The 14,556-nt window shown below is 43.4% G+C and carries 14 protein-coding genes; 8 read left to right on the top strand and 6 right to left on the bottom strand.

Annotated elements, in window-relative coordinates; all coding sequences use genetic code 11:
• Positions 1-58 precede the first annotated feature (58 nt).
• The 3 genes from VXQ92_RS13425 to VXQ92_RS13415 all read left to right on the top strand — a co-directional run bounded on the left by VXQ92_RS13425 (position 59) and on the right by VXQ92_RS13415 (position 2,726).
• A complete protein-coding gene (locus VXQ92_RS13425; protein ID WP_064096637.1) occupies positions 59-1,378 on the top strand; it encodes an adenylosuccinate synthase in 1,320 nt (439 codons plus the stop codon).
• Positions 1,379-1,531: 153 nt separating this feature from the next.
• On the top strand, positions 1,532-1,840 hold the full coding sequence (locus VXQ92_RS13420) for a hypothetical protein (RefSeq protein ID WP_416682102.1): 309 nt from the start codon (positions 1,532-1,534) through the stop codon (positions 1,838-1,840).
• Positions 1,841-1,952: 112 nt separating this feature from the next.
• Entirely contained in the window at positions 1,953-2,726 is a 774-nt protein-coding gene (locus VXQ92_RS13415; RefSeq protein WP_064096639.1) for a M48 family metallopeptidase, read from the top strand.
• A 170-nt stretch (positions 2,727-2,896) separates the two neighbouring features.
• Here the strand turns inward: VXQ92_RS13415 and slyD are convergent, their stop codons facing one another.
• The 3 genes from slyD to VXQ92_RS13400 form a co-directional block, all read right to left on the bottom strand.
• Positions 2,897-3,379, bottom strand: a complete 483-nt coding sequence (slyD, locus tag VXQ92_RS13410; RefSeq protein WP_064096640.1) for a peptidylprolyl isomerase — start codon at positions 3,377-3,379, stop codon at positions 2,897-2,899.
• A gap of 136 nt (positions 3,380-3,515) precedes the next feature.
• A complete protein-coding gene (locus VXQ92_RS13405; RefSeq protein WP_416682099.1) occupies positions 3,516-4,802 on the bottom strand; it encodes an NAD(P)/FAD-dependent oxidoreductase in 1,287 nt (428 codons plus the stop codon).
• Between the two features lie 242 nt (positions 4,803-5,044).
• The gene (locus tag VXQ92_RS13400; RefSeq protein ID WP_416682098.1) at positions 5,045-6,358 is read right to left on the bottom strand and encodes a D-alanyl-D-alanine carboxypeptidase PBP6B; all 1,314 of its coding nucleotides are present in this window, start codon (positions 6,356-6,358) and stop codon (positions 5,045-5,047) included.
• A gap of 175 nt (positions 6,359-6,533) precedes the next feature.
• Here VXQ92_RS13400 and VXQ92_RS13395 point away from each other — a divergent pair, with 175 nt between their 5' ends.
• The gene (locus VXQ92_RS13395; RefSeq protein ID WP_416682096.1) at positions 6,534-8,237 is read left to right on the top strand and encodes a M61 family metallopeptidase; all 1,704 of its coding nucleotides are present in this window, start codon (positions 6,534-6,536) and stop codon (positions 8,235-8,237) included.
• A gap of 388 nt (positions 8,238-8,625) precedes the next feature.
• Here VXQ92_RS13395 and uraH read toward each other — a convergent pair whose 3' ends face one another.
• Together uraH and VXQ92_RS13385 are read right to left on the bottom strand one after the other, a co-directional pair.
• The gene (gene uraH, locus VXQ92_RS13390; protein ID WP_064096644.1) at positions 8,626-9,024 is read right to left on the bottom strand and encodes a hydroxyisourate hydrolase; all 399 of its coding nucleotides are present in this window, start codon (positions 9,022-9,024) and stop codon (positions 8,626-8,628) included.
• Between the two features lie 70 nt (positions 9,025-9,094).
• Entirely contained in the window at positions 9,095-9,592 is a 498-nt protein-coding gene (locus tag VXQ92_RS13385; RefSeq protein ID WP_416682093.1) for a GlcG/HbpS family heme-binding protein, read from the bottom strand.
• A 120-nt stretch (positions 9,593-9,712) separates the two neighbouring features.
• Between VXQ92_RS13385 and VXQ92_RS13380 the strand changes: the two genes are divergently transcribed.
• Positions 9,713-10,384, top strand: coding sequence for a heavy metal response regulator transcription factor (locus tag VXQ92_RS13380; protein WP_416682091.1), 672 nt, complete (start codon positions 9,713-9,715; stop codon positions 10,382-10,384).
• Positions 10,381-11,754, top strand: a complete 1,374-nt coding sequence (locus VXQ92_RS13375; RefSeq protein WP_416682090.1) for a heavy metal sensor histidine kinase — start codon at positions 10,381-10,383, stop codon at positions 11,752-11,754. The genes VXQ92_RS13380 and VXQ92_RS13375 overlap by 4 nt, the downstream gene beginning before the upstream one ends.
• 8 nt (positions 11,755-11,762) lie before the next feature.
• On the opposite strand, the gene VXQ92_RS13370 is transcribed toward VXQ92_RS13375, so the two are convergent.
• Positions 11,763-12,551, bottom strand: coding sequence for an rRNA large subunit pseudouridine synthase E (locus VXQ92_RS13370; RefSeq protein ID WP_064101859.1), 789 nt, complete (start codon positions 12,549-12,551; stop codon positions 11,763-11,765).
• A gap of 194 nt (positions 12,552-12,745) precedes the next feature.
• Here VXQ92_RS13370 and icd point away from each other — a divergent pair, with 194 nt between their 5' ends.
• Entirely contained in the window at positions 12,746-14,002 is a 1,257-nt protein-coding gene (gene icd, locus VXQ92_RS13365; RefSeq protein WP_064096649.1) for an NADP-dependent isocitrate dehydrogenase, read from the top strand.
• Between the two features lie 293 nt (positions 14,003-14,295).
• Positions 14,296-14,421, top strand: a complete 126-nt coding sequence (locus VXQ92_RS13360) for a hypothetical protein (RefSeq protein WP_263600643.1) — start codon at positions 14,296-14,298, stop codon at positions 14,419-14,421.
• The last annotated feature ends 135 nt before the right edge of the window (positions 14,422-14,556 follow it).

The following is a 14,556-nucleotide window of genomic DNA, read 5'->3' as shown; positions in this document are numbered from 1 at the left end:
GTGTTCATGTCACTGAGTGGGGCTTTCAACTTTAACAGCATGATGTAATGAGGCTATTATGGGCAAGAATGTTGTGGTACTTGGTACCCAATGGGGCGACGAAGGTAAAGGTAAAATCGTCGACCTGCTCACAGATCAAGCGGCAGCGGTAGTTCGTTATCAAGGCGGACATAACGCAGGTCACACTCTTGTGGTTGGTGGTAAGAAAACTGTCTTACACCTCATTCCATCAGGTATTTTACGTGAAAACGTATTGTGCTTAATTGGTAACGGTGTGGTTCTTTCTCCTGAAGCGCTCATCAAAGAGATGGACATTCTTGAAAAAGAAGGCGTTCCTGTTAAAGAACGTTTACGCATTTCTCCAAACTGTCCACTTATCCTGCCAAACCACATCGCACTTGATCAGGCGCGTGAGAAAAAACGTGGTAATGCGAAGATTGGTACGACAGGTCGTGGTATCGGTCCTGCATACGAAGATAAAGTGGCACGTCGTGCAGTACGTGTTGCTGACCTGGTACGTGGTGGTGAACATCTTACAGCCCAGCTGACTGAACTACTGGACTACCATAACTTCCAGTTAACTCAATACTACGGTGTTGAAGCAGTTAAACTGGAAGATGTGCTGGCACTGTGTGACGAATGGCGTAAGGTTGTTGCTCCACTGGTTGTGGACGTAACTACTGAATTGCATAACTACCGTAAAAACGGTGACAACATCATGTTCGAAGGCGCGCAAGGTTCACTTCTTGACGTTGACCACGGTACATATCCGTATGTAACTTCTTCGAATACAACTGCTGGTGGCGTAAGCTCTGGTTCAGGTCTGGGTCCTTTGCACCTTGACTATGTACTGGGTATTACCAAAGCGTATACAACGCGTGTAGGTGCAGGTCCATTCCCAACCGAGCTGGTGTATGACGCTGCAAATGACACAGGTGATGCGATTGGTAAACACCTCGGTACGATTGGTAATGAATTTGGTGCCTCTACTGGCCGTCAACGTCGTTGTGGCTGGTTCGATGCTGAAATTCTACGCCGTTCAGTCGATGTAAACTCACTTTCTGGTATTTGCCTGACTAAACTTGACGTTCTTGACGGTTTGGAAGAAGTGAAAATCTGTGTAGGCTATGAAGCTGCAGATTCTGGTTGTGTGGGTTCTTCTGATGCGCTTGCATTCGAAACTTTAAAACCGATTTACGAAACTATGCCAGGCTGGTCTGAGTCAACTTTTGGTGCGAAATCACTGGATCAGTTGCCACAAGCTGCATTGAACTATGTAAAACGTCTTGAGCAATTGATTGAATGTCCAATCGACATCATTTCAACGGGTCCAGACCGTGAAGAAACCATCATTCTTCGCCATCCATTCGATGCTTAATTTGTTTTAAGCTTCAATAAAAAAACCCATCTTCGGATGGGTTTTTTTATAGGTTGAAATTATGTAGCTATTTCAAGACTAAAGTTGCATCGGTAATCAGGCATGATGTGCTTTAACATATCGATATATAAAGAAAGAAAAATGAGTATCAGGATGCAAAAAAATATATCGGCGACCATGTTTTATTCATTATTATTCGCGATGGGCGGGGCACCAACAATTGCCATGATGATTATTCGTGCGCAAACCCAAAATCCTGAGATTATTTATACTGTACTCATTGGTCTCAGCGTCATTATTGCCTGTATCCTAGTGCCTGTTATCTTGCTGCAAAATGCTTTTTTATATTTCAAACGTAAAGATGAAATACTTGAACAGAAAATAAAACCTCTCAGTCAGGGGTATCTGGGCTTAAATATTATTTGTCTGATTTACTGGTTAGCGATACAGTACTTGGCTTAAAAATTACATAATTTATAAGAAGATGGAGTAATTATACGTTTAGCTACTGCATGCTTTCCCTTATAATTTTTACAATGTAAATTAAGCTTGAGCTAAGGTAGAGTTAATTATAATGAAGAATAAACTTTTATTAAGTATGGCCACTGCCACAGTGGTGACATTGTCGGGTTGTACTACCATTGCCGATATTGCCGGGGCGGATACTGCGACTTTAAATGCATCTGCCAGCCAAAGCTATAATGCCATGGTGAATGATGCGCGCAATAAAGGTCAGCTGGATACCAGTTCAGCCACATATAAACGTATTAATACCGTGTTTAATCGCTTGAAGCCGATTGCTAACCAAATGAATCAAACCGGTACGCCATTCCAGTGGCAACTGGCTGTACTTAAATCTGACCAGGTCAATGCCTTTGTTGCCCCGGGTGGTAAAGTCGTATTCTACACTGGTATTGTGAATAAACTGAATCTGACTGATGCTGAAATTGCAGCAATTATGGGTCATGAAATGGTACATGCCTTAGAAGAGCACTCTAAGCAGAAAATCGGCGCGCAGGCCCTCACTGACCTGGCCTTGGGAATTGGCCTGAGTGCAGCAGGTGTAGGTCAGGGCGGCGCTGCAGCTGCACAGCTGGGTAGTCAGATCGGGATTGGTTTGCCGTACTCGCGTAATCTGGAAAGTCGTGCTGACCAGGGCGGTTTGATGCTGATGGCGCGTGCAGGCTATAACCCGAATGCAGCCATTACCCTGTGGGAAAAAATGAATAAATTAGAAGGTGGCGGCGGAGTCGCTTTCCTGTCTACGCATCCATCGAATAGCCAGCGTATTGGACAGATGCGTCAGCAGTTGCCAGCAGCAATGCAGATTTATAACCAAAACAAATAATCCAATGATTATTCTTTGAAAGAAGATCTTGATGGGATTAAAAGGGCAGGGTATTGATCCTGCCTTTTTTATGGCTCATTTTTTGATGGACATTGTTTGAGCTATTTTTCTTGGCAACAAAAAAGGGCAAAGTTTGCACTTTGCCCTTTATCACACCCGATCAGAAGATCTTAGTGTTGGTGACCACCTGCACCATGTACATGGCCGTGATCTAATTCTTCTTGAGAAGCTTCACGAACAGATACGATTTCAACTTCAAAAGTCAGATCTTGACCAGCAAGTGGGAAGTTAGCATCAACAACAACATTGTCGCCTTCAACTGCTTTAACAGTTACGATTTGCACGCCGTCATCAGTTTGAGCCTGGAACTGCATACCTGCTTGAATATTGTCTACGCCTTGGAACATTTGCGCAGGAACTTCTTGAACTAGGTCTGGGTTGTATTCGCCATAACCTTCAGCAGCTGGAACGTTTACAGTGAATTTATCACCTACAGTTTTACCTTCTAGCGCGTTTTCTAATCCTGGGATGATATTACCTGCACCGTGCAAATAGGCAAGTGGTTCACCTTGAGATTGATCGAGAGTTTCACCCTCTGCGTTAGTCAATGTGTAGTGGAAAGAAACCACGTGGTTATTTGCAATAGCAGTCATGTTAATTGATCCATTCAATTTTTTAAGGGTACATCATAAAGTGAAATTGCGTTTTTGTAGACTAAAATTAGCAAAAAAACGCAATTCGACAATTTTATTGACGATTTTTTCATTGATTGGGCCAAATTCTGGAATTTCAATGCAATTTCAGCTTTGGAGAAATTTTCCGTGTAACAAAATCTTTTGCGGTTAGAATGCCTGCATGCGCATACCCATGAATGGTTGCCTGATGAATCCGGTACAAGGACACATACATTGATTTGGCGACAAAGCCTTGCACATTGACCTGACCGAGTAATTCCCCAACGGCTTTATTCTGACTTAGGGAAATGAGTGAACCTTTGTCAGAAAATTTAAACATGGGTAAGTAGTTTTCCTCATTGATCCGTGCTTTTAAGGCATTGGCCAGAAAGTTGGCCTGCTGGCTGGCGACTTGGGCGCGTGGACCCAATACCGGTTCATCTGCTGCAGGTTGGCAATGTGCACAGTCACCAAAAGCAAAAATGTCTGGATCAGACTTGGTCTGCAGGGTGGAATAGACTTTCAATCGGTGAATATTGTCCTTTTCCATATCTTGTAGTTGCACCAAGACTTCAGGTGCTTTGATACCTGCGGCCCAGACTTTAATCTCGGCATCCAGACTTGAACCATCTGTAAAATAAATCTTGTCTTCATCGACCTTGGCCACCCGATGACCGGTCAAGACTTCAATGCCAAACTTTTCCATCTGTTGCATGGTGTGTTCAGCAACTCTAGGTGAGAGCGCCGTCAGAATGCGGTCCGCCGCTTCAATTAGGGTGATTTTGACTTTTTTCGGGTCAACCTTGTTTAAACCATATTTAAAGAAATTATGTTTGGCTTCTACCAGCTCCGCTGCCAGTTCTACCCCAGTTGCTCCAGCACCAATAATCGCGATATTCAGTTCACGATTCGAAGCTTCATGCTGTGCGTTCAGATAGAGATGCAACATGTCCTGCTGAAAAACATCCGCCTGTTTACGGCTGTCGAGAAAATGACAGAATTGTCTTACCCCTTCAGTATTAAAATCATTCGAGGTAGAACCCAAGGCCAGTACCAGTGTGTCATAGGAAATATGCTGGTTTTTCTTGGATTGGGCTATTTTGGAGAAATACTCTGTTTCGACCAAGATTTGTTTGGCTTTACGATCTAGTCCTGTGAATGTACCCAAGACAAATTCATAATGATGTGCCGCTGAATGAGCAAAATAATTGGTTTCTTCTTGATGTGGATTTAAGGTACCTGCAGCCACTTCATGCAGCAGCGGTTTCCAGATATGTGTCAGTTTTTGATCGACCAGAATAATCCGGGCTTTACCGCTTTTACCCAAGCTATCACCCAACTGAGTCGCCAGTTCCAGACCACCGGCACCACCACCCACAATCACGATTTTATGTGCTGTCATATATGATTAACCTGTTTATTTTTTTAATAAAAATAAGAGAAATAGAAAGAAAATATACTATGGCATGGGCCAGATCGCGTCTTGGTTAAAATTGTTATACACATTACAAAACGTAGCAATTCTGTGAGAGCAGGTAAGTTTCCCTGTCTTGAGGGAGTGATGCAGGGAGAAAAGAAAATCTGCCAGAAGATCAGCGAGTAGATCTTCTAGCTTAAAGAAAAGTAACTTGAGATGTAGGGCTATTATCTATCTAAAGGATAAAGCTTTACGCTTGGCGTATTGTCTGAAAACAAACCGAATAAGCCTTGTAGCCAAGTAAAGAATTTCTGAAACAGGTTGGCTTCTTCAATTTCGACATGATCCTCAATCTGAATGGTACGAATCAACTGATTATTCTGATAAACCTGAATAGTCGCCAAAGGCATCATGGTCGCCAAAGGTGCAATGAGTTCAGATGCTTTCACTTCAACATTGATATGAGTTTGCGTTTCCTGTAAAGGCTCGATACTTTTTAAAACGCCATCACCTGTATTCAGCATGACACGCTGTTGGGTTTGATCAAACTGGTTCAGGTCGATACTATACCCCTGATCATATAAAGAAGTGGTAATAATCTGCGGTTGCTTGGTCTGCACCTTAAACATTTTTAAGGTTGATTTGATTACAGGCAGCTCAGCCAGTAGCTTTTTATCTTTGATCGCTACTTCATTGCGGGTATAGGTATAGGCCAGATTCATTAGCTTATGCGATACTTCAGCGCGTTTTGCCGCACTTTTAGTACCCAGTACTACCACAATCAGACGTCGGTTCGGCATTTCAATATCTGCCGTGACACGATTGGCCGTCAGCGCCAGGTTGTAGCCTGCTGCACGGGTAAAACCGGTTTTTAAACCATCCACGGTAGGATCTACCTGAAGCACACGGTTGGTTGCGCGATGAAAATGTCGGTTATAGGTAAAGCTTGGCTGTTTGGAATAATACAGATAATCCGGAGTTTCATTGACGACTGCCATAGATAGTCTGGCCAAATCTGCGGCAGTAGAATAATGTTCAGGCATGGTAATACCTGCCGGATTCTGGAAATTGGTATGCTGCATGCCCAGCGCTTTGGCTTCCTGATTCATGCGTTCAACAAACTGCGGAATACCACCCGAAATTTTCTCAGCCAGCGTCACCGCAGCATCATTGGCAGACATGATAATTAAGCCCGCCAGAAGCTGATCGACTGAAATCTGATCACCTTCTTTCAGGTACATCTGTGACTCATCCCACATCACAGTTTTCACCACAGAAGTCGCGGTTAAAACTTCATTTTTATTTAATTTTCCGGCCTCAATTTCCTTTAAGGCAATATAAGCCACCATCATTTTGGTTAGCGAGGCCGGAGCACGCTGAACATCAGCATTGTGCTCGGCAATAACTTGACCAGATTGTGAATCCAGAATGGTCCAGGCTTCAGCTTCAACGCTTTCAGGCATAATATTGAGTAGGGCAGCATGGGAAAATGCAGAAATAAATAAACTGAATACCGCAATCAGTGAGATGATGTATTTCAATGGTGTTCCTTGATAACCCGCTGGGTGTTGAACGATTTAATTTTCACGCATGCTATGCCTTTTTTATACAGATAGCTAGTCGTAAATGTAGACAAATAAGACAGCTAAACCATCTTGGCTTAAAAAATGCTAAGCTAAGCTATATCTCATTTATTTTAATTTTATATCGTCTATTATGTTGCATTATCAAATCGAATTTGACGATTATCGTCAGCATCTTATTCACGTAACTGTTCGCTTTCTTGCTGATCCGACGCAAGTCTTGTCATTGCCGACCTGGATTCCAGGAAGCTATCTGATCCGGGAATTTTCCAAACATATTGAAGCGGTCAAGGCTTATGATGAAGATGGGCGCCAGCTACAAATCCAGAAGTTTGAAAAGAATAAATGGCGTTTATTCAATACCGATCATGAGCTGATTACGGTGGAATATGATGTCTATGCCTATGACCTGTCCGTTCGTGGTGCATACGTGGATCAAAATCGTCTCTACGTGAACCCGGCTTGTGCATGTCTGGGGCTGGAAGGTCAGGAAAATAAAGAAATTGAACTGGAAATCTTCCTGCCAGATGAATTAAAGCATTTCCAATTGGCAACAGGCATGCAGGCCAAAAGTCTGGTCAAAGGCCGTTTCACGCTGAAAGCTAAAAACTATGCCGAACTGATTGATGCGCCATTTGAGCTGGCAGAACAAACCCGTTTCAGTTTTGATGCCAATGGGATTCCACATGAATTTGTGGTGTCAGGCAAACATGCCATGAATGCTACGCGTATGCAGCAGGACATTGAAAAAATCTGTCGTACAGAAATTTCCATGTTTGGTTCAGCGCCATTTGCGGACTATACCTTTATGACCATGGCAACAGGCAATAGCTATGGTGGTTTGGAGCATCCAAATTCTACCAGTCTGATTTCACCACGTGATGACTTGCCGAAAGCCAATGAACCTGAAGAACCTTCAAAAGATTATCAGCGTTTCCTCGGCTTATGTAGCCATGAATATTTCCATTCATGGTTGGTGAAGTTTATTCGACCTGAAAACTTCGTGAACTATGATCTAAACAGAGAAGGCTATACGTCTTTGCTGTGGATCTTTGAAGGTTTCACCTCTTATTACGATGATTTGATTTTGCTGCGTAGCGGCGTGATTAATCAGGAATCATATATTGCTTTGTTAAAAGCACAGATTGACCGTTATTTGCAGAATCCGGGACGTGCGATTCAGTCAGTGGCTGAATCCAGTTTTGACGCCTGGGTGAAATTCTACCGTCAGGATGAAAACTCCAATAATGCCGGAACCAGCTATTACAACAAAGGTTGTCTGGTAGCGCTATGTCTGGACTTGGGACTGCGTTTACGTGGTTCAAGTCTGGATGCCTTAATGCGCCGTTTGTATGAAAATGCGCAAAATGGTATTCAGGTGCACGAACGGACAATCTTTGAATTATGCAAAGAACTGACAGGTGATGATTGGTCAGAACAGATTAATCACTTGATCAATACGACAGATGAACTACCGCTGGATCAGCTCTTACCTGAGTTTGGTATCGGTTATAGCCTGAAAAATGACAAGTCTTTGCCATTCGGCTTAAAACTGGTTGATAAGCCCGAAGGTGTACTGGTTCAATCTGCTCGTCGTGATGCTGTGGCTGTACAGGCCGGTCTTTCTGCCAATGACGTGATTATTGCGATTGACGGTCTAAAAGCCACCACCAAGCTTCTCGAAAGCTATGCAAAACAGAACGGTAGTTTTACAGTATACGCGTTCCGTCGAGATGAGCTGATGACTTTTGAAGTTCAGGCAGGCGGTGCTGAACTGACCGAAGTTGAACTGAAAGTTGAAGATCAGGCCAAAGCTGAGAAATGGTTGAAAGCTTAATTCAATTTAAAACTTTAAAACTTTAAAACCGATGCTTAGGCATCGGTTTTTTATTGACTAAATATCAACATGATATTTATTTGATGAGAGGTCAGGAAGTTCCATTGAATTTAGCTGCGATTTAATGATGCTGATTCCTCATTTGAATTCATAAAATGCTAGTACGACCATTATTGGCTTTGCGTTCTGCTATAGCAGTCAATGTATCGCAAAGACCTCTTGGTCCTGATTAAACATCTGGTTAGCTTGCTGATCCAATGTAAAGCTCCTTTTTTGAATACATTTTATTTTTTAGATCACTAAATATGAATCGTAAATGGCATTTCAATAAAAGAATAACAAGAAAAAAAAGGAAGGCCCAAAGAGGGTGGGCCTTAAGTGGGAGAGCTTAGTTGCCGCGATAGGTTGAATAACCATAGGGGCTTAATAGCAGCGGGATATGATAGTGATTGACTGAGCCATCTACTTCAAAAATCACCGGTACTTCCGGGAAAAAGCTGTTTTGCTTTTGGGTTTTAAACCAGTCACCAGTTTTAAAAGTCACTTTGTAGGTTCCTTTATCAAAGGTTTTATTCTCTGGGTACAGTGCTGTGATACGACCCTGAGGATTGGTCCTTGCTTGTGAAAGCTGTACCCATTTGCCATTTTTCTGTGTTTCCAGCGTCACTTCTACATTCGGAGAAGGTAGGCCATTTTCCAGATTCAGCACGTGTACACTCAGCGGGTTCTGGGCAAAAGAAAGAGTTGCTGCAGTAGTGGCAAGAGTCGCGATTAAGATTTTTTTCATGTTATGTTCCTCGTTGGAATGACGGAATAATGTTTAATCAAAGGAATAAAAAATTACTAATTAAAAGAAATCAAAGCTGCTTTAAGGTGGTTTGAATGCCGCTATTGGCACATTGATGATCCTGTACTGAACCGCCCGCACCTGCGACGCCTACAGCGCCTACAATCTGGTTTTGGTAAATGACAGGGACGCCACCACCCAGTAATAGCAATTCAGGCAAGCTATTCAGATTCTGTGCATCCGGATTTTTCTGGGCATTGCGCATAAAATCCAGTGTGCTGGTTTTAGTTGAATACGCGGTGAAAGCTTTCCGTTCCGCTGCAATCAGGTTGTGAATGCCGACAGATTCATGGCGCTGGCTGGCCAGCAGGTTGCCACCCTGATCCAGAATAATGACTGCCGCCGGCTTGGCCTGTTTCTGGCAAGCAAGCATGACGTTGCTGGCCATGAGCTTTGCTACTTCTAGCGACATGACTGGCGCCGTTTTAAATTCTGCATGTGCCAGTGAGCTGAATAGTAATACGCTGCTGAGCATGGTCAGGGTTGTGTTGGCAATTGAAATTTTCATGGTTATCTTTCATGCAATTGGCTACTGGGACTATCTTAGAAAAAAATCCGCCAGTACAGCATGACAATCAGATTACCAATTTGTAATCTAGAACTAGCTAAAAACAGCTAAACTACTGACATGCATATTTTAATTGTAGAAGATGAAGTCAAGATTGCTGAATATCTGGCAAAAGGACTGAATGAGTCAGGTTATAGTACGGCCATCGCAGAAAATGGTGTGCGTGCATTATCGTGTTTGCAGCAACAGTCTTTTGATCTGGTGCTGCTTGATGTGATGCTGCCGGACCTGGATGGCTGGCAGGTATTACAAACCCTGCGAACTTTTAGCCAGATTCCGGTATTAATGCTTACCGCCCGCGATCATGTGCTAGATCGGGTTAAAGGACTGGAGCTTGGTGCCGATGATTATCTGACCAAGCCTTTTTCCTATATTGAATTACTGGCCCGAATTAAAAGTCTGTTGCGCCGTGTGCCGCGTCTGGAGCAGGAGGCCTATCAGATTTCAGATATGGTATTGAACCGCTTAAAGCATGAGGTTTACCGTAACGGACAAAAGATCGACTTGAGCCAGAAAGAATTTGCCCTGTTGCAATTGTTAATGGAACATCAGGGACAGGTGATGACCCGGAGCCAGATTGCGTCCATGGTCTGGAATATCAATTTTAATACTGATACTAATGTGGTCGATGTGGCTATTCGCAGGCTGCGTAGCAAAATTGATGATCATTACACGCCAAAACTGATCCATACCGTACGTGGTATGGGTTATAAGCTAGATGAATGTCCATGAAAAACCCTGTGTTATTGCCGTTGGCAACACGTTTAAGTATTGCATTTGCACTGGTGTCTTGCGTGGTGTTTCTGAGTGTGGCGTTGCTGTCTTATCAAAATATGCAACAGATGATTCAGACCCAGCAGGATCAGGCGCTGGCTGCGCGTATTTCCCGGATTGAGATTTTTCTTGAAGATGCCCAGAGTTTCAAGCTTTTGGTCCAGCATCCCAAATTATATGAAAATATGCTAGGACAGGAAGATAATTTATTGCTGCTGCAGCATCAGAATAGTCGTCTGATCGAGATCAATCCTTTACAGGTTCATATTCCGGCATTGCATTATTCCTCCAAATTACAGTTTCAGAATAATCAGGCTGAACATCCTTCAACACGTCTGGCTTTTAAACAGGTGCAGTTTGATGGTCGCAATTACCAGCTGGTAGCGGGTAAACAGTTGGCAGAAGGACAAAGGGCACTGGCAACCTATTTATCAAAGCTGGTGCTCTATAGTCTGCTTGGTATATTGCTCTCGACCTTTATGGCCTGGCTGGCTGGACGCTATATTCTCAAGTCAATGCGTCAGCTGATGCTGGCGACAGCACAGGTTAATATTCAGCAGCCCAATCAGCACATTCATGTGCAGAGTAATACGCTTGAGGTGCAAGAGCTGAGTCAGGCCATGAACGATATGCTCGGTAATATTCAGTCTGCATATCAGCAGTTGGCACGTTTTTCTGAGGATATTTCGCACGAACTTCGCACGCCATTAAACAATCTAATCGGGCAGACACAGATTCTGTTATCGCGGCCGCGCGAGCCTGCTGAACTGGAAAATCTGCTCTATTCCAACCTGGAAGAATATGAACGTCTAAGCCAGATGATTGAAAGCATGCTGTTTATCGCGCGGGTAGAGCATGGTGGATTTACGGTTGAAAAACAGCATTTCAATCTGAATGAGATGCTGCAAGAATTACTTGAGTACTTCAGTTTTCTGGCTGAAGAAAAGCAGATGCATTTAAAAATTAATGTTCCATCAGATTTAAGTCTGACTGCCAGCACCGCATTATTACAGCGCGCAGTTGCCAATCTGATCAGCAATGCCATTACTTATGGTCAGCCGGGGAGTGAGATTAGTGTGTCGGCACAGCGACTGAACCATAGCATTAAAATATCGGTGCTGACGCCAGAGGTATGGATTGCAGATGAGCATCATCCGCATTTATTTGAGCGTTTTTATCAGATAGATGACAGCCGACATGAAAAAGCCCAGACGGGTGGTCTGGGCCTTGCCATTGTGCAGTCGATTATGCAGCTCCATCAGGGGGGAGCAACTGTAGAAAATACGCCGTCTGGCGTGGTATTTAGCCTGTCACTACCTGATGAATAGGCTGGGCTTTAACCACGACCCCGGCCACGACCACGTGGTGCCTTGGTATTTGGACGAGTAGTACCATTGGTGCGACGTTTCGGCTTTTCGCTTTCATCCATTTGCCAGATGCGTTTGGTGCCAGACTTTTTCACGGAACCATCTTTGTTCTTGCGAACGATTGGTTTGCCACCCGTACCCCCCGGCTTCTTCACATAAGAACGTGAACGATATGGTTCTTCAGCAGGGATATTCTGGAAGTCAGGGTAAAGTAATGGCTCAATTTCTCTGGTCTCGCCCGGCTGCAATCCCATACGAACCAAATCAATCTCACCAATTTTGGTACGGATCAAACGTAAGGTCGGGAAGCCGACAGCAGAAGTCATGCGACGAACCTGACGGTTACGACCTTCACAGATCGAAATCTCCACCCAAGACGTTGGAACAGAAGCACGGAAACGAACAGGAGGATTACGCTCCCACAACCATTCCGGTTCAGACACTTTTTCAGCACGTGCAGGAAGCGTCATGCCATCTTTCAGCTCAACACCTTTACGAAGCTGTTCAAGGGCCTCGTCAGTAATATCACCTTCAACCTGCACCATATAAGTTTTGAACTTTTTATTGGCAGGATTGGTGATATATTGGTTGAGACCACCGTGATCGGTGAGAAAAACCAGACCTTCTGAGTCCATGTCCAAACGGCCAGCAAGGCGCAGATCTTTGTCGTTGACGAAATCGGCCATGGTAGGATGCTTTTCATCCGGACGGAATTGGGAGAGGACGTCATAAGGTTTGTTTAGAATGACGATTTTCATAGGAAATAACTTCTATAATTACATTAATTTAAAAAATGTAGAGGTTTATTTAAAAGGGAAACTTTGTTATTTCCCGTATAAATCTCAAAAACAACAAATCTGGATTAGAATATTATGCGTTAAGAACAGCTGAAAGTATTGCCTAATTGGCAATTATTTAAGATTTGTCAGCGGCATTAGGGAGAATACTAATAATGGGATATCAAAAAATCGTAGTACCTGTGGATGGTACCAAAATTACCGTAAATGCAGACCTTTCACTCAACGTACCAAATAATCCAATTATCCCATTTATTGAAGGGGATGGAATTGGTGTTGATATTACACCAACAATGCAGGCTGTGGTAGATGCTGCTGTGCAAAAAGCATACGCCGGGAAGCGTTCCATCGAATGGATGGAAGTCTACTGCGGTGAAAAAGCTAATAAAATTTATGGCATTTATATGCCTGAAGAAACTCTGGAAGCGCTGCGAGATTATGTAATATCTATTAAGGGTCCACTGACTACGCCAGTCGGTGGGGGTATTCGTTCCCTGAACGTGGCATTACGCCAGGAACTGGATTTATATGTCTGTGTGCGTCCGGTACGCTGGTTTGAAGGTGTTCCGTCACCGGTACATCATCCGGAACTGACCGACATGGTCATTTTTCGTGAGAATTCAGAAGATATTTATGCCGGAATTGAATGGAAAGCAGATTCTCCCGAAGCAAAAAAAGTGATCAAGTTTCTGAAACAAGAAATGGGTGTAACCAACATTCGTTTTGAAGACAATTGTGGGATCGGGATCAAGCCTGTCTCCAAAGAGGGTAGCCAGCGTCTGGTGCGTAAAGCTATCCAGTTTGCTATTGAGAATGACAAGCCGAGTGTGACCTTGGTACACAAAGGCAATATCATGAAATACACTGAAGGGGCGTTTAAAGAATGGGGCTATGAAGTTGCGCTAGAACGTTTTGGTGGAGAGCTTTTGGATGGTGGACCGTGGGTTAAAATCAAAAATCCAAGAACAGGTAAAGACATTATTATTAAGGATGTCATTGCCGATGCTTTCTTGCAGCAAATCTTGATGCGTCCGGCAGATTATTCCGTGATTGCCACACTGAACTTAAATGGTGATTATATTTCTGATGCGCTTGCTGCGGAAGTCGGGGGAATCGGGATTGCACCAGGTGCCAATATTGGCGGTTCGATTGCAGTCTATGAAGCAACCCACGGGACAGCGCCTAAATATGCCGGACAAGATAAGGTGAATCCAGGCTCGATTATTCTGTCTGCAGAAATGATGCTGCGCGATATGGGCTGGACAGAAGCTGCCGACCTGATCATTAAGGGGATTTCAGGGGCAATTGCGGCAAAAACGGTGACCTATGATTTCGAGCGCCTGATGCCAGGTGCAACTTTACTTCGTTGTTCTGAGTTTGGTCAGGCCATCATTGACAACATGGATGCTTAAAACTGTAATTTATAAATCAAAACCTGCATTAACTGCGGGTTTTTTTATAGCTGCTTTTTCACTAAAAGTTTAAGTGATTTTAGCTGAAAGTTAAAATGGGTATCAGGCTGCAAATTTATGTAAGAAGTGTAATAAGCCCCAAAATGATTCGCTCATAGCTGAATGACTTAGTGAAATTTGTATTACATTAACGTATTTGGATACAGCTCAGCGATTGGCTTATTTTGTATACACGGTACAGTAATGAATGGAACTTCCAGTGATATAGAGACGGTTCTCTAAAGGAGTATATAATGGCGAAAACTAGAGCGAAGCATAAGCAGGTCCAGCAAAAAGACAAGCAGAACAATGCTCAGAACGAAGAGCAACAACAGCAACAACAACCATCGAAACCATCTCGCGCAAAAAAACGCAGGTAATCTCTTTTTTAACCTAAATAACAAAGCCCTCATTTGAGGGTTTTGTTATTTAAAAGCTTATAGGACTTACGCATTGACGGATTTAAAAAAGTCTCAAACTACTTTATAACGTATCTGTGATCAGACGAACTAAAC

Source organism: Acinetobacter sp. 228 (assembly GCF_048147885.1).
Note: the sequence above shows the minus strand (reverse complement) of the source record. Positions and strands in the feature narration are given on the sequence as shown.